The organism is Bacillus sp. AFS059628, from assembly GCF_002571225.1.
Taxonomy (GTDB): domain Bacteria; phylum Bacillota; class Bacilli; order Bacillales; family Bacillaceae_G; genus Bacillus_A.
Window position 1 is genome coordinate 1 of sequence record NZ_NVEC01000054.1, and the last position, 19,193, is coordinate 19,193.

A 19,193-nucleotide genomic window follows, 5' to 3' on the forward strand; every position below is an offset into this window, starting at 1 on the left:
AAGTTTCACTTTATTTTACAAAGCTAACTCAAAATATTTTCCCCCTTTTAAATCTTTAAATTTAAATGTATCATTATATAATAACAATATTTTAATGTGAGGTGCTTTTTTTGAGAAGTTTAAGTTCAGTAATTGTATCAACAATCTGTTCCATTATCCTAATCCTATGGAATGGACTTTCATTTTATGAAAAATTCACGACAGGAAATTCATATTATTGGCTTAGTGGTATATTAGGCCTCGTTTTCGTGTTCTTTTTCATCCAAAATATGCGGGATATACTTAACAAAAACTACAAAATATCCTAAACCATCTAAAAAGATATAATAGACAGTTCTGTTAACCGGTACCTATTTGCAGCTCCCCTTTCAAAAAAGACTAACCCTCCTCTAAATTTGTCAATCATTTTAATTTTCATAAAAAAATGATAAAATGTAACCATGTGTTTTCAGAATAATTAAAAATGCAGATAGAAAACACTGTTTTTAGGAGGGGTTTTGATGACTTACACGTTAGCAACTAGAATGAAAGCATTCCAATCTTCTATATTTAGTGAATTAGGAGCTTATAAAAAAGAAAAAATTGCAGCAGGTCACAAAATGATTGATTTAAGTATCGGGAATCCTGATATGCCACCTGCTGACTTCGTAAGAGAAGAAATGGTACATACAGCAAATCAAAAAGAAAGCTATGGATACACTTTAAGTGGTATTCAAGAATTTCACGAAGCTGTAACTGAATATTACAACAACACTCATAACGTTATATTAAATGCTGATAAAGAAGTTTTATTATTAATGGGGTCACAGGACGGACTTGTTCATTTACCTATGGTTTATGCGAACCCGGGAGATATTATACTAGTTCCTGATCCAGGATATACAGCTTATGAAACAGGAATTCAAATGGCTGGAGCAACATCTTACTACATGCCTTTAAAGAAAGAAAATGATTTTTTACCTAACTTAGATGCGATCCCTGTAGAAATCGCCGATCAAGCGAAGATGATGATTTTAAACTTCCCAGGGAATCCCGTCCCAGCAATGGCTCATGAAGATTTTTTTAAAGAGGTAATCGCATTTGCGAAAAAGCATAATATTATCGTTGTCCATGATTTTGCTTATGCTGAATTTTATTTTGATGGTAAAAAACCAATTAGCTTCCTCTCTGTACCTGGTGCTAAAGAAGTTGGCGTAGAAATAAACTCTTTGTCAAAAAGTTATAGTTTAGCAGGTAGCCGTATTGGTTATATGATTGGTAATGAAGAAATTGTTGGCGCGCTTACACAATTTAAATCTAATACAGATTACGGAGTGTTTTTACCAATTCAAAAAGCAGCATCAGCGGCACTAAGAAATGGCGCTTCGTTCTGTGAGAAAAATCGCGGTATTTATCAAGAACGTAGAGACACTTTAGTTGATGGATTCCGCACATTTGACTGGAATGTCGATAAGCCAGCAGGTAGTATGTTCGTCTGGGCCGAAATTCCGAAAGGCTGGACTTCTATAGATTTCGCTTATGCATTAATGGATCGTGCGAATGTCGTTGTTACACCAGGTCATGCATTTGGACCTCACGGAGAAGGCTTTGTACGTATTGCACTTGTTCAAGATAAAGAAGTGTTACAACAAGTTGTTGAAAACATTAGAAATAGCGGTATTTTTTCTCTTGAAAAAGTAAATGAATTAGTTAAAAATTAATGATAACTCCCCTGCTTAACTGTAGCAGGGGTATTATTCATTGGAGGTATTTTCATATGCATATTACAGACACACTTCCCCATCGTTATCCATTTTTAATGATTGATAACGTAACAAATGTAAAACATGGTGAGTCCGTTACAGGATATAAACTCATTACAAATAACGAGTGGTTTATAAATGATAGTCAACAACATATGCCTCATATGTTAATTGTAGAAGCACTTGCTCAGCTTAGTGCATTTGTACATGCGAGTGGCTCTGAAGGACTAGGCTTCCTCTCCTCATTAGATGGGGTTGAATTCCACGGAAAAGCATACCCCGGTGATAAACTGGATTTACATTATGAGCTAACTCGTAATCGCCGAGGTTTTGTTCTCGGTAAAGGTACTGCAACTGTAAACGATCAGCCGATTGTAACGATAGAAAAGCTATTAATATATCAAGCAGAATAGAGACGATGTAATCCTACAGGGGATCTATCTCCTGCAAATTCTTTTTACTAACATGAACAGGGTAAATAAATAACTTGGTTAGGGGCAGGAAAATGGAAAGTACTATCGGTATCGATGCTGGAGGAACATTAACGAAAATTGCTTATTTGAACGAACGAAAACAATTAACTTTTCAAAAATTTCATTCCAATAAACAAAATAAAATAATAGATTGGCTTAAGAAAAATGCTGGTATAAAACAAATATGTATTACAGGTGGTAAAGCAAAACAATTACAGCAACTACTTTCCCCCTCATATAAAATAGTAGAACTAAACGAATTTGAAGCTACTCTTGTAGGTGTACGATACATATTAAAAGAAGAGAAATATGATATAAATAACTTCATTTTAACAAATATTGGTACAGGTACTTCCATTCATTACGTGTATAATGACAAATATGTTCGTGCTGGTGGAACCGGTGTTGGTGGTGGTACTATTATGGGGCTTTCAAAATTATTAACAAATATAGATCATTTTGAAGATGTGATTCCTTTAACAAAAGTAGGTTCTAGAACAGATTTAGATATTACGGTTGGAGATATTTACGGTGGTATTCTCTCTCCTATTGATAATAGCTTAACTGCTAGCAATTTTGGTAAAGCCGCTATTTCAGAATCAAAATATAATAGCTCAGACATACTTGCTACTGTACAAGGACTCGTCGGTGAAGTCGTTACTGCATTAAGCCTACAATTCGCCGAAACAAAAAACATTGACCATATTATTTATATCGGTTCCACTCTATGTAATAACGTACACCTTCAAAATATTATTCGGAGCTACACAAAATATCAAAATAAAACACCTATTTTTTTACAAGATGGTGATAATAGCGGTGCGATTGGTGCTTTACTTTATGTTACGAATCAAAAAAGCTGACTTTTGTCAGCTTTTTTACAACGGTACTTCAAATTCAATAATTGATTCCCCGTTCTCTCCAATTCTTTCTACACTAATTCTATCAATTACACATTGTAACTTTTCAGGGAAACTATGAATATCCTTAGCTGCTTCAGTAGCTAACTCAGCACTTTCTTTTCTCCCGACTGTTACATGCGGTATGTATGGAATATCTCCTTTTAAAAATTGTATTAAAGGTCCTGTATAAAGCAAATCATGTAGTTCTTCTATTTGTTTTTTCCCCTTTTCAACTCGTAAAAACAAATATTCCCCTTCACCTGTAATTTGATTCGCAAATTTAATTTCTATCTCTTGTATCCTTTTTGATAATTTTAAAATATGTAACTTCAGTTCATCATTTGAAATCGAGCTTTCAAATGGGAATATAACTGTAATATGCGGTGGGATTAAACCAAATAAAGGATCATGTTTTTTCCTAATGTCCTCAATTTCATTAATAGACATGTCGTTTAGAAAAAGTAAAATTGTGCGCATTTTTATATCCCCTACTTTCTCTTTTTATATTCATCATATTGTATGGTAGCTTGCACTTCAACAAATGATTTCAATTACATATAAAAAGAAAAAACTTCTCAAAAGAAAAGTTTTTTCTTATCTTCTTCACTAACGGAGCTAATTGCCTGTACTAACTTATGTAAATAATGATCTTGCATTCGATGATAAGTAATTTTATATACTAACTCCACCTATTTTCCTCCCATCATTTCAACTGCTGTACTGGATACTTTACAAATAAAGCCTTCCTAAACTCTTTATCATTCATAAGCATTGTAATTTCTTCGTTATTTTCGTTAAGAAACTTTACTACTTTCTTTTTATCCCATATATCATTTTCTTTTGGAAAATCATCAAATTTTTCATACAGAATTGATAGTATTTCTTCTCTTTTTATCATGAATTTTTTATTTTCTACTTGAAACTCGTAACCTTTTGCATTTGGTACTAGAACTGCTAGATAAGTAATGTTAAAGAGAAAATTCTTCTCCATCGTATCCTTACCATCAAACCAATACGTCTCAACCATGTCTTCTGTCAGAGTTCCATTTCCTTTTGCACCATAGTACACCTTTATACTTTCATTCTCTAAACTAATACTTTGAAATGTATCACCACCGGGTAAATGATTAACAATTGCAACCACATCTGAGTTATTACCAACATATGTTCCAGCATATTTCTTAAAGTCACCAGGTTTCACATCACATATTTCTTTTATTCTTTCTCCGCTAGAACAAGCAGTAATAAATAAAAAAATTGTTAGCATAACAACTACATTACGATGCATATATTTCATTTAGCATCCCCCATTTTTATCGATATTTCGTTAATTACAATACATCTTCTCAAAACCCTTTAAAACATACGTATTTTAATCAAAATTAAAAATTTTCATTTTTTTCGTTTACAATTATCCATTAATTGTATATAATTACTAACGTAAGAAAAATATTCTAAAAGGAGGTCGAAGGAAATGATGAAATTACAATTACATGCTTTAACTTTAGCGTTAACTGCACCTTTGTTTTTCGGACAATTAAATATGAATTCGACCACCCTAATGGAGAATTGAAAATCGTACACTATTTCGATTAATTCATAAATTCGCCACAGGAGGTCGTATACTTTCCTGTGGCTTTTTCACGCCCTGCCATAGGAGAACTATATCTTCCTGTGGCTTTTTTGTGCGATTTTTTAGCCTCTTACATCATTTTTTTAAGAAAGGAGCAACATTCGATGACTATTAGCGTATTGTTTTTAAGTATTACGATTCAAAGAAATAAAATTTCTAAAGATGAAATGTTTCATAATGAGCAAATAGAAAAAGCTATGAATGATGTTAAGGAGCGCCAAGCACTTTATTGTGATCACATGTAATTCCTTTTCGAAAGGAGGAATTCATTTATGACTTTTCATATTTTCTTTTTTACGACTGTACTTCAGAAGAATACTTTAACTGAAGCTGAAATCAATCGTAAACAACAAATAAAACAACTAACTGATAAAATGACTGACATTAAAAGTTCATATTATACACATATGTATTAAAAATATATTTTTAAGGAGCAATTCCCTAATGAAATTTAAAGCATTCTTTTTAACCATTACGATTCAAAAACGTAAGCTTTCTCAAAATGAGATTTTGCGTGAGCAACACATTCAATCTATTATGGACGAAGTGAAAGAGCGTCAAGCTTCTTATTACAGCCGTTTTTTCTAAATAACTTTTAAAGGGGTAAAAACAAATGAAATTTAAAGTATTCTTTTTAACCATTACGATTCAAAAAACTAAGTTCTCCGACAGTGAAATATTGCATGATTATCAAATTAATAAAGCTATGGAAGATGTAAAAGAACGCCAAAGTCACTACTGTAGCCATCTATAATTCCTTTCGAAAGGAGGAATGTATTATGAAGTTTCACCTTTTCTTTTTAACAATTACAATTCAGAAAAAAAACTATTCTGAAGCTGAATTAAAACAAGAGCAACAATACAAACAGGTTATAGACGAAATTCGAGATCGTAGAAGCAAATACTACTCTCACCTATAATCCTTTAAAAATATAAAACTTGAAAGGAGTCGATTATGATGTTGATAGCACGTTGTAAGGAAATGATTTGGATAGTTAAGAGGGATTCCACATAGTTTTACGAGGCTATATCATACGAATTTTTCGCTACATTTGATATGCAATAAATATATAATAAAATTGCATCAATACACTTTTTAACATTGATTAGCAAACAAAAAGATACACCACTAAAAAAGCGGTGTATCTTTCTCAACATATATTATTTTCGATTACTTCGTTTCGTCTTAAACAGTCTCACTAAGTTTGATACAACTGTTTTCGTTACTGCATAAACTGGTACTGCCAAAATCATTCCGATAATTCCCGCAAAGTTACCTACCCCTAAAATTAAAATAATAATTGTTAACGGGTGGATATTTAATTTTGAACTCATAATACGCGGTGAAATGATGTTACTTTCAAATTGTTGTACAATTGTTACGATAATAATTACGTACAACGCTTGCATCGGAGATACGAACAGACCTACGATAACAGCTGGTGCTGCACCGATAAACGGACCTAAGTTAGGAATGATATTTGTAAATGCTGCTATAATTCCTAAAACGAAAGCATACGGTAAATCGATAATTAAATAACCGATAAAAGTAAAAGCACCTACAAATATACAAACGAGCGCTTGCCCTTGAATATATGCAGATAATGTTTCGTTCGTTTCTTTAATGATACGAAGCCCTTCTTCACGGTATGACTCTGGTAATAAACTTACTGCTTTTCCTGGAAACGCATGTCCATCTTTAAACATATAAAATAAAATGAACGGTACTGTGAAAATCACTAATGCGACGTTCGTTATAATACCAAATAAAGCCGTTGCACTCGACGTAATCGTGTTTGGTATATCCTTTAAGTATTCAATTGCATTTTTTTCAATTGTTTCAATGGAAACATAGTTTTGTGTAGATAACCATTCAAACAATCTATGATGGGATAAATCTTGTATGTATAGTTTTCCCTCTTTTATATAGCCTGGCATATTTTTCACCAAATCCATTAGCTGTTGTGAGATCGTTGGAACAACTACCCCAACGCCAACCGCAGTTAATGTTATGATAAAAAGATATAACAGTAAAATCGCTAAATTTCTAGGTACTTTTTTCTCCTCTAAAAAGACTAACACCGGATTAAATATGAAGTATAAAAATAACGCGATTAAGATTGGGAAAAACAGCGTTGATATGAAGATACCAATTGGTTGAAATAGAAACGATATTTTTGTGCAAATAAATATGATCGCTACAACCATTAGCACTTCTAATGTCCAAAAGTGCACTTTCGATTTCAAAAAAACGTCCTCCTTTAAACTAGCACTTCACTTCATTGTACCAAAATAAGCAAGAATTTCACATAATATTTTCCTTTACAATATTCCAAAATACCAATAAATACACTACAATGAGATTACATACAAATTTGCAGGTAAAGGTGATAAAAATGACACAATGCATCATTTGCAGAAAAGATACGAAAGAACTTAGTGAACAATATGTCATCCCAGAAATATTATGTGGATATTATTTCACAAACTCAATTTGTGATACTTGTCATGAACAAATGACAACAAATATTGATCGCCCCTTAATTCGGCATAAATTAAGTCAATATAAGATTGAGCAAATGAAAAAACAAATTGACTCTCCCCTGTATACGAATGAGCATGGTGAAGAACTTGCGGCAGCTGAGACTGATGTTGTTGAAGTAAGTGATGAAATACTTTATTCCAATGCATTAATTATGAAACTATGTAAAAAGCACGATATTTCACTACATAACGAAATTTGGAAAGAAGAACGTGTAACGAAAGTAGCTAGCTCTATTCAACGTGAATTACTTTTAGATAACCGTAAGTATAAAATGAGTGTATTAAAAATGGCTTATACATTCGCTGTACAAGCCGTTGATGGCTATTTTGAAGATCCAGATGCGATTGATATTTCTAATATTCTATCAAATTCCGATTTCATGGAATTAAAAGAAAAGAGCATTGTGCGCGATTTAAGTAAAAGTTCTTTATGGAATACATTAAATACAAATAGTGAAAACCATTACTTTATTTTATTAAGTGATAAAGATGGCCTATTTTGTTTCATTCGTCTATTTGATATCTTTGATGTTGTCGTTCATTTATCAGAAAAGAGATATGAACTTCCATCACCCATTGTCGGTGTAAATAATGTAAGTAAGCAGGAATTTTATGTCCAAACTTTAAAAGAATATATGGATGGGCTATTTAAAGAAAAAACTCCTTCTATTTAATCGAAATCAGAACATACGGTCTCCTTTCTTGATGAAAAGACACTGTGTTATAATAAGTATGAAAAGAACAATACAATCACATAAACTAATTATTAATTGTATATAAATAAAAAAGACTAGTGTGCGGCTACACACTAGTCCACGTAACTTAGCAGATTGGATTGTTCATTTATCCTATTTGTTTCTTACAAACAAAACAACCCACATTCTATTGGCATAGGTGGGTTGTTATTTTTTGAGCTTGTCTATTAAAACGACGACGAACGTTAACAATGCAACGAGAAACAGTCCACCCTGCAGTAGCAACGCTATTTCACTCACGTATTATCACCCCCCTCCTACTTTGGAGAAGTGATAATTGAACAACCAACCGTACCTTAAGTTACTATTTAATTTTACCATATTTTCTAATAGTTTACGATGAAAACCCGCAAGTGAAATACTTGCGGGTTTCTTTATCACGTATTAACAGACAATAAACAAAATGAAGCAAAACATAGGTGAAACTGTAATCCTCACTATTTTTTTAATGCATAAGCATCTGCTATCATTTCACCAACAATTTTAGTTTCTTGTTTCTTTTCCTCTTTCAATAAAGGAAATAACAGTTCTGCCACCTCATACGCTTCTTCTAAATGCGGATATCCTGATAAAACAAACGTATCAATTCCTAACGCTTCATATTCTTTTATTCTTTCTGCTACTGTGTGCGGATCTCCTACAAGGGCAGTACCTGCACCACCTCTAACAAGCCCGATGCCAGCCCATAAGTTAGGACTTATCTCTAGCGACTCTCTCGTACCTTTATTTAAATGTGTCATCCGTTTTTGACCGACTGAATCATATCTTGCAAATGTTTTTTGAGCAAGCTCAATCGTTTCATTATCTACATATTGAATTAACTTTTCAGCCTCTTCCCATGCCTCCTCCTCTGTTTCTCTTACAATTACGTGTAACCTAATGCCAAACCGTACGTTACGCCCCTTCTCTTCCGCAAGTTTTTTTACTTCTTCTATTTTCTCTTTCACTTGCTCTGGTGGCTCTCCCCACGTTAAATATACATCACTGTGTTCTGCTGCAACTTCTTTACCTGCCGCAGACGATCCGCCAAAATAAATTGGTGGATACGGTGTTTGAACTGGCGGGAATACGACTTTACTATCTGTAACTTTAATATGTTTTCCTTCTAAAGAGATCGTTTCACCTTGTAAGGTCGATTTCCAAACTTTTAAAAATTCATCCGCTGCTTCATACCTTTCATCATGTTCAAGATACAATCCATCACCTTGCAATTCAACAGGATCTCCTCCGGCTACTACATTAATAAGTAACCTCCCATCTGAAATTCTATCAAATGTTGATGCCATCCTCGCTGCTACTGTCGGTGACATTAGTCCTGGTCTAACTGCTACTAAAAATTTTAATTTCTCAGTCTCAGCGGCAAGTGCCGATGCTAATACCCAAGGATCTTCACAACCTTGACCAGTTGGAAGTAACACTCCCGTATATCCTAAATAATCAGCTGCCTGTGCAACTTGTTTATAATAACCATATTCAGCTGCTCTTCCTCTTTTTGTCGTTCCTAAATATCGACCATCTCCATAAGCTGGAATAAACCATAACAATTCCATACTATTACACACCCCTTAATTGTTTTGAAAAATCCACTAAAACACTCTATATAAATTACCCCTAATAATTTATATATTAATTCCCTGTCTCTCCTTTAAAATTATCTCGCCATCTTAAAAACTTCACCTCTAGTAAACGTACGAGTGAATCAGAAAACTTCCCAACGAACGCAAAGATAATAATGCCAACAAATACAATGTCTGTATTTGAAAATTGCCTTGCATCCATAATCATATAACCAATACCTTCTGTAGATCCCATAAGTTCTGCTACTACTAAACTCACCCATGCAACTCCTAATGATAACCTTGCTCCAAGCAATAGGTTCGGCAATGCCGCCGGTAAAATTAGTTTCGTAATTAATTTTCTTTTACTAAACTCTAACACTCTCGCAACATCAAATAATTTTGAATCTACACCCCGTATTCCTAAAAAAGCATTTACGTATAAAGGAAAAAATGCACCGTCTGCAATTAATAATACTTTCGATGTTTCTCCAAAACCGAACCATAATACGAAAAGCGGTGCAACAGCTAAATGAGGTACAGTTCGTAACATTTGTACAGACGGATCTAAATATTGCTCACTTCTCGTTGAAAACCCAACAATCGTCCCTAAAATAATGCCTAAACTCCCGCCGATAAAGAAGCCAGCCGCAGCCCTAAACACACTAATGTTTAAATGACCGAATAACTCTCCTGTTTTTATAAGTTCTTGAAAAGCTAGAAATATATCTAAAGGTGTTGGTAATACTGTTTTAGAAACTAGACCGAACACTCCGGCTAACTGCCAAATACTTAATACGATAATCGGTATCATAATCGCTCTTACTACCACTTTCACATTCGTCTTTCGCACTTTCTTTACATTATTTTTTCTAATCGTTATACTCGCCCTTTTCATAATAGCTTTCGTATTCTCCAATTTACAAAACCTCTTTTCATTTCACCTTTACTGCTTTTTCTACGAAAGAATTATCTACAACTTTATCTGTCTTGATTTCTTTCTTTATAGAACCGAGTTTATATTGAAAATCCGCTGTCTTTTGCTGTTCCACTATTATTTCTTTCGTTACTGGAACTAAAATTGGTTTGTCATGATTAAACACTTCTTTTACAATGTCAGCATCTATTTTCTTTGCAGAAGTATATATTTTTATCGCCTCATCTAAGTTTGATTCTTGCCATACACGAGCTTTTTCATAAACTTTGAGAAACTTCTCAACTAATTGTGGATGCTCTTTCGCAAACTTTGTTCTTGCAATTAAAAACTCTGGTGAAGAAACCTTTAATCGTTCACCATCTGTAATAACCTTTGCTCCTTTATTTAACGTATGTAGTGAAATGAATGGATCCCAAATGGCCCATGCATCTACTGATCCTGATTCAAATGCTGGCTGTGCTTCATCTGGTTGCAGTTGAATGACATTTACATCTTTCGCATTGATACCTTCTTTTTCTAATGCTCGATATAATAAATTAAACGCGCTACTCCCTTTTGCTACGGCAATTTTTTTACCTTTTAAATCTTTTACACTTGTAATCTTGCTATCTTTTTGTACTAGAATACCAGTTCCTTTCCTTGCATAACTGGTATTAGCAATTTCGGTAAATTCAATACCTGCTGCTTGCGCGGAAATAACCGGGGAGTTGCCAACTTCACCAAAATCTAATCGATTTGATGCGATTGCTTCAAAATAAGGAGGTCCGCTTTGGAACTCTGTCCATTTCACTTTAACGCCTTCTTTTTTAAACTCTTCTTCAAGCCATCCTTTTTTCTGTGCTAGTAATAGTGGACTTAACCCTTGCTGAATACCAATTTGTACTGTTACATCTTCCTTCTTACTACTTGCTGTGCTTTTTTCACATCCAAATAAAAATAAAGAAATAGCTACTGCAAAAGAAAGAACTTTAATTTTTTTATACATATACTCACTCTTTTCCTATATACTTGTTTGAATTAATCCCCCGTGTTCAAACTGCTGTAATACTTTCTTTCGAATTTCTTGGAATGACTCCGAAGTTTTACTACGCGGATAAGATAAATTATTTTCAATCACTTTATGTATTTTTCCAGGCTTTGCACTCATGAGGATAATTCGGTTTGAAAGGTATATCGCTTCGTCAATATCATGAGTGACAAATAACATTGTCGTTTTCTTCTGCTCCCAAATGTTCAACAGTACTTCTTGCAAATGACTTCTAGTAAAAGCATCAAGTGCCCCGAATGGTTCATCAAGTAATAATACATTCGGATCTCTTAATAAAGCTCTCGCAATCGCAACACGTTGTGACATCCCGCCCGAAATTTCTTTCGGATAAGATTTTTCAAAGCCGTCTAATCGAACGATTTCAATCCATTCCTTTACCTTATTTTTTACGTACTTGCCTTTTAACGACAAATCTGCAGCAATATTTTCTTCAACTGTTAACCATGGAAATAAGCGATGTTCTTGAAAAATAAAACCTTGTTTCTTACTTGGTTTTACGATTTTCTCCCCATCGATGATAACTTTACCTTCAAATTCGTTATCTAATCCTGCAACAATTTTCAAAAGCGTACTTTTCCCACAACCACTCGGTCCAATTACAGTGACAAAATCCCCTTTCTCTAATTGAAAATTAATATCTTCTAATACTTGAACCGTACCAGTTTGTTTTGAAAAATATTTTGAAACCCCTTCAATTGAAACAGTCACTACTTCTCCTCCTTGAAATGATTCATCTAAATGAACAGATTCATTATTTATATAATAAAAAAACCAAAGGCATTTCATNNATGAAATGCCTTTGGTTTTTCCAATCAGCTATACGTTATAGAATTAACTACATATTATACAAATATTTCCGATAAGTCAACTAGGTTTTATTAAACTTTATTTATTTTTAAAAATAGTAGCAGTTTCTATAATGATGTTTGGAAGCAACTCTTGTATTGTATTCAATACTGTATGAAGAGCTTTTTCTACATATCCATCTTCAAATTGTTCTAACGGTTCAAGTAATTCATCCTCATCCAATATGAAAAATTCTCCGCTTGGAAGTACCATAATATCAACAATTAAATCTTCAAAGGATACCACTTCATCCGTTATACATGTATTCTTTACAATATTAAAATAAGAACCTAGATAACTCCCACCCTGATCTCTCCAAACGTATAAATTATATGGGCGATTTCCCCAGTAATATGCAACTGTATAACTTCCTTTCGGGATCGTTAACTTCGTATCGTTTGCTGTCATAGTAAAAGAGTACTGTACTTCATGATACAAAACAATTTTATCTGGCTGCGTTTCTATTAATAAACAAGCATGATCTACAGTTGAAGCATCATAGCGAATTTTCCTTTCAATAATTTCAATCCCTAACGTATGTAAGCAACTCATTTTTAAATTCCCCTTTAGTTGTAGTTCTTTCATTATACCCCTTTTTCCACTAAGAAGCCGTTCAGTGAATTCGTTTCTTGTTTTATTAATATAATCTCATTTTCTTTCCCACAAAAAAGCTCCTTCTAAGTTAGAAGGAACTCCCAGTTGTATCATTATTTTATAACCCATAATTTATATGCCCTTACTTCCAAACGAAACTTAGATTCTTTTAACCACTCTACAGCAATACATACAAGAGGAGATGAATTATCTTCAGTAATACTTTCTACCGGAATCCATCTAGCTCCTATTGAATCTTGACCTTCAAATTGTTCCGGTACTTTGAATTCACCTTCACACCTTTCAACAAAGTAAAAAACTGCGATATGATGAACATGTGTGTACTCCTTGAATTTTGATGGGAATTGAAAATCAACTGTACCTATTTGTTTTACTACCTTCACTTTCAACCCAGTCTCTTCTTTCATCTCTCTATGAAGTCCAGCTAGTAATGACTCTCCTTCTTCTAAACTACCACCAGGTAAATCATACCGATTTCTATATGGACCTTTAATTTTATCAATTACTAATAAATTATTGTCTTCGATACAAATGCCGTACACCCTAAACGCACGATGAAAATTAGTAAAATTATTCACGCTTCAACTTCTCCATAACTGCATCATAAAACTTCCGTTCCTCATCAACATTTAAGTGAACACGACTTACTGTTTTAGAAAATCCATATAACAATTGCGCCTTCACTGACCCTTTTAGTGTTATTTCAAATGTCGGAGGTTCCTTTATAAATTCCATAACGGTTGCGTCAAGAACTTCTTTCTCTTTCTTTAAAAGTTCGCCTTTATAAAACTCAATTTTATCAATTTTTGTAAATGGTATAACAATTTTCTTTCCTAATCCAATTTGAATGATTATTTTTTCTTCCGCAACAATAATTGGATTTCTTCGCATTGCTTGTATTTCAGCTAAAAAGAAAAACATTGCGTATACGTTTAAAATAAGTAAAATCCATGCTACTACTGGGTTCCATTGATGAAGTAAATAATGAAAACCGATACTTTCTATTACGGTTGCATGGATAATCATAATATACACACCTATTGCACCTGTCTTTTTGTAATATGAGTATACGCATTCACCTTCTGGTACTTTTACACGCCACGATAAAAATGCATAGTAGATTAACTTACACTCTGTTACAATGACATCTACTAATTTATTTCTTTTCATAGTAGCATCAAACGCTGCATCAATTGCATAAGAAAATGAAGAATACTCTCTTTTATATTCTTTATATTTTTGTATTATGTTAGGTAGCATTTTAACAATTTTATATAGAAGGAATAATTCTACGCATACAAATGCAATTTCTCCCGCCACTATAACATAAGAAACGTATGAAAAATCTTGAAAATAATCACTTGGAATAATAAATCTTGCAAATATATAACCAGCTATTACAACAGGAAATAAATACGTTAATGAGTATCTTTTCCGAATGATAAAGAAATACGTAATGACCGGAATTACAAACATACAATCTAGCAAGGAACCAAGTACTACTTCTTTCGGAGCAGCTGGTACAATTGGAAGGGCATACAATACATAGTTTGATAATAAGATGAAAGATATTAGTCCAAACCAAATACCTTTTCGCCTTCGTGATAATGCGACATTCATACGTTCACCCTCTTATTTTAAAACCTCATCTAAATGATCTTTATAAAATGAAATAGCACGCTCAAACTCTTTTACTCTCTCTACTTTTACGACTGTTTCAAGTAATAATTTCATTGCGGATTCATGATCGTTTACATTATATTTTGCTAATGATAAAAATACTTTTATCACGTCATTATCCGGGAACTGCTGCAAACCTGTTTCTAAAACAGTAATCGCTTTGTCATACTCACCTATACAGCGATATGTACTGCCAAGACCGATATACGCTCCGCAAAGTGACTCACCATCAAGACCGTTTGCAATTGCCTGTTCATAATACGGCACAGCCTCCGTTTCAAGTCCCATTACATCATGTATCCAAGCGCATTGAAAAAGCACTTCTGCATCTCGCGTAAAGTTTGTTAATCCGATAAGTATCTCTTTGGACTGCGCATATTTCTTTTCATTTCTTAGTTTAATAGCTTGCTTTAATAAATGTTCCATAGAATCCACTCCTCACCAATTATGCTATGTATCCATCTTAAATGGTTAACGTTTGTGCAAAAGTAAAATTCCCATAAATTAAAGTTTCGCTTCTCTCTATATGCTATGCGGATTTACTCTTATCCAAATACTTAAAATTATAAAGTGATAACACGATTACATAGTACTTCTAACCTTTTGACAATTTCTTTCGCTGTTTCATCTTTCCCATTACACGACTTCTCTTTACCGTCTTGTCCAATTACATAGTGTACGGCTCCGCGCGAATATAAAGAATGTGGTGAATTTGCGATCATTACACTCGCCTTAGCTTCTTTCATTCTATTTTTCGCTCTTTCAAACAGTTCTTCTTCATTCACATCACTTTCAAGTTTAAATCCAACAAGTACCGTTTCTGGATCCCACTCTTTTATTTGTTTTAATACTTTCGGAGCCTTTTGAAAATGAATAATTGGTGCTATATCACTAGAAATTTTTCCATTCATATTAAGAACATTACCATCTTGATCACAAATTTTGTCTACAACCCAATCTGATCCAGCCGCTGCCATAATAACTGCATCGACCTTTTCGTGCGTAATTATACTCTTCATTTTATCTTGTAAATCAACAATTCCTTCAAATGGGTGTAATTCCAATTGATTATTTATATCGTTCGGTTTCTCCGCAAAATAACCGTGTAAATATATAACATGTGCCCCTTTATTTATAAGCTCTTCGGCGATTATTCTTCCTATTGTTCCTTTTGCCATATTCGTATGACCACGCACTTGGTCCCATTTTTCTAAACAACCACCACTTGTAATTAATACCTTTTTCCCCTTCATAGTAACCATCCCTTACTTATTTTTCTTACGAAACCATTCTGTTCCAAAGTCAACTATATCACGTTGTTTCATAAGACGACACTTTGCGTTTCCTATTTTCCCATTTGTTACAGTTGCCTTTTGTTCAAACGCTACACCAATTTCTACAAACTTATCAGAATCGTAATCCATATCAACAAACTCTTTCCAAACTCTTTCACCATTTTCTATAATAGGCGCTCCTACTTTTATTAACTCACATGCACCAGAACGTACTTCAGATAAATGTACAGACGTATTTGAGTCATATCCAACACCAATTAATAATATGTATCCATCTAAATCATATATTTTTCTTAATGGAGACTCTTCTCCTAAACTCATTGATAGTGACTGATTCATCGTTATTTCTTCTGCATGTTTTCCCCATGCAGCAAAACTTCCTAATGGATGATTGCTACGTACTACATTCGGATATGTACGAAAACATTCAACTACCTTCCCCATTGCCCTTGTTGGTGTTATATGCGGCTCAAATGCTGGTACGTTTTCCCGAATAATTTGCCACCATTCTTCAGGTACAGGTGGTCTTGACCAATGTTTCGGATCAGATAAATCTGAAGATTGCGTTGGCATAATAATGGTTCCCTCTTCTGTAATCACTTTCATTAATGCCTCTACTACCGCAACTGCTCCGCCTGCTACCCAACCAATAGAACTTAGCGAAGAATGTACAATAACCGTCATTCCTTTTTCTAACCCTAATTTTCTTAAATCATTTGTAATTGTTTTAATTGTATTTGGCAATGGCGTACTTGCCACTATGTCATTCATTTTCACGATTGTTCCCCCATTTTGTTTTAAACTACTACATACATATATTATCATATTTTTCTTAATTTTTAACTTAATCGTTTTTATCAACACATTAAAATAGTAATATATTGGTTTTATATAACTAAAGAAGAACGATGAAGGCGTTACATCAAAAAAATAAGAACACTCTATAAACGAAAGAACCCATCAAAACTGATGAGCTCTTTGTTTCATTTATCCCTCAATTGTAACCCCTGTAAACATCGATAAGTTCCCCGTTATTTTCTCACCTACACGTAAAAATAACCCTGCGGCTCTCCCGCTAATGCAGTGTGAACCAATTAATAATTTACCAGTATACGGACCATCCCATGTATCAATTGTATAGTCAGGCATTTCTATGTATTGCTGATATATTTTCCGCTGTTCAAAGTAATACGTTGTTTTATCTTCTGCTAAAAGCTCATCATTTTCGTATATAGATACCCCTCCGCCTTCACGTCCAAATTATAGGAACTTAACTAATTGTCTAATTAGCTCAGATTATTGATTTAATACGAATTAAGGAGCCAAATGATAGTTTTTAGGGATTAGACAACTGTTTATATTTAAAAATAAAATTTTTAATTTCATCTATTTATTTTCACATGTTATTTCTTCATGCTTCTCTGTATATTTATAGTATCATATGCACTACTATAGCAGATACCGATTTTGTAGTAATTTTCAATTTATAAGTTTAACTTGCATGATGATATTGCATTCATAAAGATATTCGCAGGACAAATTTTGTTATTGTTTCACGCTACATTAATAAAACATGGAACTTTTATGATGACAAACTGTAGATTTATGCTATTACTTATGAAATAAACATATACAACAATAGATCACACTGAACGATGCCTATTAAACTCAACTTTTTTCGTTCGTTATACTCAATCAATAACATTAAATTTCATCATATAATCCAATGGTATTTGTGTTGTTGACTATAATTTTTTTCTCTAATTCCTTGATTCTTTGTATTAATGCACTGTTTTGTTGTTGTTGTTTTGATAAACCATCCAATAGTACCGCTATTCTTTCTTCATACTCTTTCAAATGAATTTTTAAATTTTCAATTGTTACATCCCTTTGTTGTAAATAAAATATAGTTTCTTCGAGTTCTCAAATTTTATTTTTATTATCCATCCCCTTTACAAAAACATCCTCTTTTTCTTGCATGCTTATACAATATAAAATATATGCTTCTAAAATTTCCGGATTATTATATACTGTTTGTCTTGATATACCTATATCTTTTACAATATTATTTACACTAATTTTCCCATTGCGATATTCTTGCACAGCAACTTTTCTGCTCATTTCTTTTTGCTGTACTATTGTTTCAATCTTTAGTAAATACTGTTGGATATTAGGTTTTAAAATATTGTATTGAGGTAATTTTAATTGTTCTAACTTCATTTCAATTACTTTTATTATATCCATTTTAAAACCTCCTCTTTTATCACTACAAATGAATTTGCAATGCTATATAATTCCGGGTTCTCCTTTATTACATGCTCTGTCCCTCTTTGTTATATCTCTTTATATAAATATTCCAATTCAGGTAACAAATAATTTTCCACTAACCGAACTAATCTTTTTTTCTCTCGTTCAGCCTCAACAATAAAACCATTATTTTGATTGTACATGATAATTTCTTTTATTTTCATATACCTATTATAAGTTATATCCAAAAATTCAAAACTTACAATGTGCGAAGGAGAAATTTCTGGTATATCTAACTCTAAATTTTTAGGACATTGTCTTCCGTAATTACTTTTTATACAATACCCTTGTTCCTTTTCTCTAATCGGAGAGTTTCCTTTTAATTCTTCAATTATTTCTGCTACATCAATACTAACATTTAAATCGTTTTTCTTAATAAACAGATTAATTTTTCTATGTAACGCCTTTTCAACTTCTTTATCAGAATTGAGAATTGTTTTTTCTTCTTCAATTATCTTTCTTATTTTTTTTTGAGTTTCTTTCACTTGATTTTCATATTTATTTTGTTCCCTAATATAGTGTTGTGTCATATGTAAACTTAAATGATTCATATGCTCTCGTATCCAGTCTAAATTTACATTTTGCTCATACAATTTAGTACAAACAGTAACCCTGTACTGGTGCGGAAGAGGACAGTATACAATATCAGTATCTTCTAATCCTTTTATCAATGCTTGAGGAGAGTATCGAAACTTCTTAATATCATAAACAGACAATGATTTGAAATTATCATTTTCATCTAATGATAGATTTAAACAGGGAATCTTATCCTTATTTTTCAAAACAAAATTAAATAATGCTTTGCGTATACACTGGGATTCCAACGGTCTTCCCTTATATCTACCGTTTTTAACATACAC

26 protein-coding genes and 1 pseudogene are annotated in these 19,193 nt (G+C 33.0%); 9 read left to right on the top strand and 18 right to left on the bottom strand.

Translation table 11 applies throughout. The features are described from left to right. The first annotated feature begins 500 nt into the window (after positions 1–500). From COL05_RS18325 to coaW, 3 genes are all read left to right on the top strand, one after another. Positions 501–1,700, top strand: a complete 1,200-nt coding sequence (locus COL05_RS18325; RefSeq protein ID WP_142337554.1) for an LL-diaminopimelate aminotransferase — start codon at positions 501–503, stop codon at positions 1,698–1,700. 56 nt (positions 1,701–1,756) lie between these two features. Beyond that, positions 1,757–2,155: a 3-hydroxyacyl-ACP dehydratase FabZ family protein gene (locus tag COL05_RS18330; RefSeq protein WP_098669633.1), complete on the top strand. Its 399-nt coding sequence runs from the start codon at positions 1,757–1,759 to the stop codon at positions 2,153–2,155. A 92-nt stretch (positions 2,156–2,247) separates the two neighbouring features. Continuing rightward, positions 2,248–3,078 (top strand): type II pantothenate kinase, encoded by an 831-nt coding sequence (gene coaW / locus COL05_RS18335; protein WP_098669634.1) that lies wholly within the window; start codon positions 2,248–2,250, stop codon positions 3,076–3,078. Between the two features lie 15 nt (positions 3,079–3,093). On the opposite strand, the gene COL05_RS18340 is transcribed toward coaW, so the two are convergent. Then, positions 3,094–3,594, bottom strand: coding sequence for a 2'-5' RNA ligase family protein (locus COL05_RS18340; RefSeq protein ID WP_098669635.1), 501 nt, complete (start codon positions 3,592–3,594; stop codon positions 3,094–3,096). A 226-nt stretch (positions 3,595–3,820) separates the two neighbouring features. After that, positions 3,821–4,414 (bottom strand): DUF4825 domain-containing protein, encoded by a 594-nt coding sequence (locus COL05_RS18345; protein ID WP_098669636.1) that lies wholly within the window; start codon positions 4,412–4,414, stop codon positions 3,821–3,823. Between the two features lie 440 nt (positions 4,415–4,854). Between COL05_RS18345 and COL05_RS18355 the strand changes: the two genes are divergently transcribed. The 5 genes from COL05_RS18355 to COL05_RS18375 are packed head-to-tail and all read left to right on the top strand — an operon-like array spanning position 4,855 to position 5,670. Then, the gene (locus COL05_RS18355) at positions 4,855–4,995 is read left to right on the top strand and encodes a YrzI family small protein (protein ID WP_000156179.1); all 141 of its coding nucleotides are present in this window, start codon (positions 4,855–4,857) and stop codon (positions 4,993–4,995) included. A gap of 27 nt (positions 4,996–5,022) precedes the next feature. Beyond that, entirely contained in the window at positions 5,023–5,166 is a 144-nt protein-coding gene (locus tag COL05_RS18360) for a YrzI family small protein (RefSeq protein WP_048525995.1), read from the top strand. A gap of 28 nt (positions 5,167–5,194) precedes the next feature. Next, positions 5,195–5,338 carry a YrzI family small protein gene (locus tag COL05_RS18365; RefSeq protein ID WP_098669637.1) on the top strand — a complete coding sequence of 48 codons (144 nt, stop codon included), beginning with the start codon at positions 5,195–5,197 and terminating at the stop codon, positions 5,336–5,338. A 25-nt stretch (positions 5,339–5,363) separates the two neighbouring features. Continuing rightward, a complete protein-coding gene (locus COL05_RS18370) occupies positions 5,364–5,504 on the top strand; it encodes a YrzI family small protein (RefSeq protein WP_075307518.1) in 141 nt (46 codons plus the stop codon). A gap of 25 nt (positions 5,505–5,529) precedes the next feature. Then, positions 5,530–5,670 (top strand): YrzI family small protein, encoded by a 141-nt coding sequence (locus COL05_RS18375; protein WP_088321443.1) that lies wholly within the window; start codon positions 5,530–5,532, stop codon positions 5,668–5,670. A gap of 241 nt (positions 5,671–5,911) precedes the next feature. Here COL05_RS18375 and COL05_RS18380 read toward each other — a convergent pair whose 3' ends face one another. Further along, a complete protein-coding gene (locus COL05_RS18380) occupies positions 5,912–6,997 on the bottom strand; it encodes an AI-2E family transporter (RefSeq protein ID WP_000837888.1) in 1,086 nt (361 codons plus the stop codon). A gap of 149 nt (positions 6,998–7,146) precedes the next feature. Here COL05_RS18380 and COL05_RS18385 point away from each other — a divergent pair, with 149 nt between their 5' ends. After that, on the top strand, positions 7,147–7,968 hold the full coding sequence (locus tag COL05_RS18385) for an HNH endonuclease (RefSeq protein ID WP_098669638.1): 822 nt from the start codon (positions 7,147–7,149) through the stop codon (positions 7,966–7,968). Positions 7,969–8,196: 228 nt separating this feature from the next. Here the strand turns inward: COL05_RS18385 and COL05_RS31925 are convergent, their stop codons facing one another. The 15 genes and pseudogenes from COL05_RS31925 to COL05_RS18455 form a co-directional block, all read right to left on the bottom strand. Next, a complete protein-coding gene (locus tag COL05_RS31925) occupies positions 8,197–8,289 on the bottom strand; it encodes a putative holin-like toxin (protein WP_001289320.1) in 93 nt (30 codons plus the stop codon). Between the two features lie 197 nt (positions 8,290–8,486). Beyond that, positions 8,487–9,599 (bottom strand): FMNH2-dependent alkanesulfonate monooxygenase, encoded by a 1,113-nt coding sequence (ssuD, locus tag COL05_RS18395; protein WP_098669639.1) that lies wholly within the window; start codon positions 9,597–9,599, stop codon positions 8,487–8,489. Positions 9,600–9,675: 76 nt separating this feature from the next. Beyond that, a complete protein-coding gene (locus COL05_RS18400) occupies positions 9,676–10,524 on the bottom strand; it encodes an ABC transporter permease (RefSeq protein WP_098669640.1) in 849 nt (282 codons plus the stop codon). 16 nt (positions 10,525–10,540) lie between these two features. After that, the gene (locus COL05_RS18405) at positions 10,541–11,527 is read right to left on the bottom strand and encodes an aliphatic sulfonate ABC transporter substrate-binding protein (protein WP_098669641.1); all 987 of its coding nucleotides are present in this window, start codon (positions 11,525–11,527) and stop codon (positions 10,541–10,543) included. Between the two features lie 15 nt (positions 11,528–11,542). Continuing rightward, positions 11,543–12,298, bottom strand: coding sequence for an ABC transporter ATP-binding protein (locus COL05_RS18410; RefSeq protein WP_098669642.1), 756 nt, complete (start codon positions 12,296–12,298; stop codon positions 11,543–11,545). Between the two features lie 177 nt (positions 12,299–12,475). Beyond that, positions 12,476–12,988, bottom strand: a complete 513-nt coding sequence (locus tag COL05_RS18415) for a ribonuclease FAU-1 family protein (RefSeq protein ID WP_098669657.1) — start codon at positions 12,986–12,988, stop codon at positions 12,476–12,478. Positions 12,989–13,143: 155 nt separating this feature from the next. Beyond that, complete coding sequence (locus tag COL05_RS18420; protein ID WP_098669643.1) at positions 13,144–13,629, bottom strand: NUDIX hydrolase; 486 nt, start codon at positions 13,627–13,629, stop codon at positions 13,144–13,146. Further along, a complete protein-coding gene (locus tag COL05_RS18425; RefSeq protein WP_098669644.1) occupies positions 13,622–14,671 on the bottom strand; it encodes a hypothetical protein in 1,050 nt (349 codons plus the stop codon). Before COL05_RS18425 ends, COL05_RS18420 begins: the two co-directional genes overlap by 8 nt. A gap of 12 nt (positions 14,672–14,683) precedes the next feature. Then, positions 14,684–15,157, bottom strand: coding sequence for a tetratricopeptide repeat protein (locus COL05_RS18430; RefSeq protein WP_142337555.1), 474 nt, complete (start codon positions 15,155–15,157; stop codon positions 14,684–14,686). Between the two features lie 137 nt (positions 15,158–15,294). Further along, positions 15,295–15,984: a phosphopantothenoylcysteine decarboxylase domain-containing protein gene (locus tag COL05_RS18435; protein WP_098669646.1), complete on the bottom strand. Its 690-nt coding sequence runs from the start codon at positions 15,982–15,984 to the stop codon at positions 15,295–15,297. A 12-nt stretch (positions 15,985–15,996) separates the two neighbouring features. Then, the gene (aacC, locus tag COL05_RS18440) at positions 15,997–16,797 is read right to left on the bottom strand and encodes a BA2930 family N-acetyltransferase (protein ID WP_142337557.1); all 801 of its coding nucleotides are present in this window, start codon (positions 16,795–16,797) and stop codon (positions 15,997–15,999) included. Positions 16,798–17,013: 216 nt separating this feature from the next. Beyond that, positions 17,014–17,286 (bottom strand): annotated as a pseudogene (locus COL05_RS18445) (glutathionylspermidine synthase family protein); the annotation flags it as partial. A gap of 444 nt (positions 17,287–17,730) precedes the next feature. Continuing rightward, on the bottom strand, positions 17,731–17,883 hold the full coding sequence (locus tag COL05_RS31430; RefSeq protein ID WP_180233464.1) for a hypothetical protein: 153 nt from the start codon (positions 17,881–17,883) through the stop codon (positions 17,731–17,733). 66 nt (positions 17,884–17,949) lie between these two features. Further along, positions 17,950–18,270: a hypothetical protein gene (locus COL05_RS18450; RefSeq protein ID WP_098669648.1), complete on the bottom strand. Its 321-nt coding sequence runs from the start codon at positions 18,268–18,270 to the stop codon at positions 17,950–17,952. Positions 18,271–18,359: 89 nt separating this feature from the next. Beyond that, on the bottom strand, positions 18,360–19,193 hold the full coding sequence (locus COL05_RS18455) for a tyrosine-type recombinase/integrase (protein WP_257152578.1): 834 nt from the start codon (positions 19,191–19,193) through the stop codon (positions 18,360–18,362).

Bases quoted from the DNA above. Each gene is read 5' to 3' on its own strand.
- COL05_RS18325 (WP_142337554.1), top strand. From the start codon at position 501: ATGACTTACACGTTAGCAACTAGAATGAAAGCATTCCAATCTTCTATA.
- COL05_RS18330 (WP_098669633.1), top strand. From the start codon at position 1,757: ATGCATATTACAGACACACTTCCCCATCGTTATCCATTTTTAATGATT.
- coaW (WP_098669634.1), top strand. From the start codon at position 2,248: ATGGAAAGTACTATCGGTATCGATGCTGGAGGAACATTAACGAAAATT.
- COL05_RS18340 (WP_098669635.1), bottom strand. From the start codon at position 3,594: ATGCGCACAATTTTACTTTTTCTAAACGACATGTCTATTAATGAAATT.
- COL05_RS18345 (WP_098669636.1), bottom strand. From the start codon at position 4,414: ATGAAATATATGCATCGTAATGTAGTTGTTATGCTAACAATTTTTTTA.
- COL05_RS18355 (WP_000156179.1), top strand. From the start codon at position 4,855: ATGACTATTAGCGTATTGTTTTTAAGTATTACGATTCAAAGAAATAAA.
- COL05_RS18360 (WP_048525995.1), top strand. From the start codon at position 5,023: ATGACTTTTCATATTTTCTTTTTTACGACTGTACTTCAGAAGAATACT.
- COL05_RS18365 (WP_098669637.1), top strand. From the start codon at position 5,195: ATGAAATTTAAAGCATTCTTTTTAACCATTACGATTCAAAAACGTAAG.
- COL05_RS18370 (WP_075307518.1), top strand. From the start codon at position 5,364: ATGAAATTTAAAGTATTCTTTTTAACCATTACGATTCAAAAAACTAAG.
- COL05_RS18375 (WP_088321443.1), top strand. From the start codon at position 5,530: ATGAAGTTTCACCTTTTCTTTTTAACAATTACAATTCAGAAAAAAAAC.
- COL05_RS18385 (WP_098669638.1), top strand. From the start codon at position 7,147: ATGACACAATGCATCATTTGCAGAAAAGATACGAAAGAACTTAGTGAA.
- ssuD (WP_098669639.1), bottom strand. From the start codon at position 9,599: ATGGAATTGTTATGGTTTATTCCAGCTTATGGAGATGGTCGATATTTA.
- COL05_RS18405 (WP_098669641.1), bottom strand. From the start codon at position 11,527: ATGTATAAAAAAATTAAAGTTCTTTCTTTTGCAGTAGCTATTTCTTTA.
- COL05_RS18415 (WP_098669657.1), bottom strand. From the start codon at position 12,988: ATGAGTTGCTTACATACGTTAGGGATTGAAATTATTGAAAGGAAAATT.
- COL05_RS18425 (WP_098669644.1), bottom strand. From the start codon at position 14,671: ATGAATGTCGCATTATCACGAAGGCGAAAAGGTATTTGGTTTGGACTA.
- COL05_RS18430 (WP_142337555.1), bottom strand. From the start codon at position 15,157: ATGGAACATTTATTAAAGCAAGCTATTAAACTAAGAAATGAAAAGAAA.
- COL05_RS18435 (WP_098669646.1), bottom strand. From the start codon at position 15,984: ATGAAGGGGAAAAAGGTATTAATTACAAGTGGTGGTTGTTTAGAAAAA.
- aacC (WP_142337557.1), bottom strand. From the start codon at position 16,797: ATGAATGACATAGTGGCAAGTACGCCATTGCCAAATACAATTAAAACA.
- COL05_RS18450 (WP_098669648.1), bottom strand. From the start codon at position 18,270: ATGGATATAATAAAAGTAATTGAAATGAAGTTAGAACAATTAAAATTA.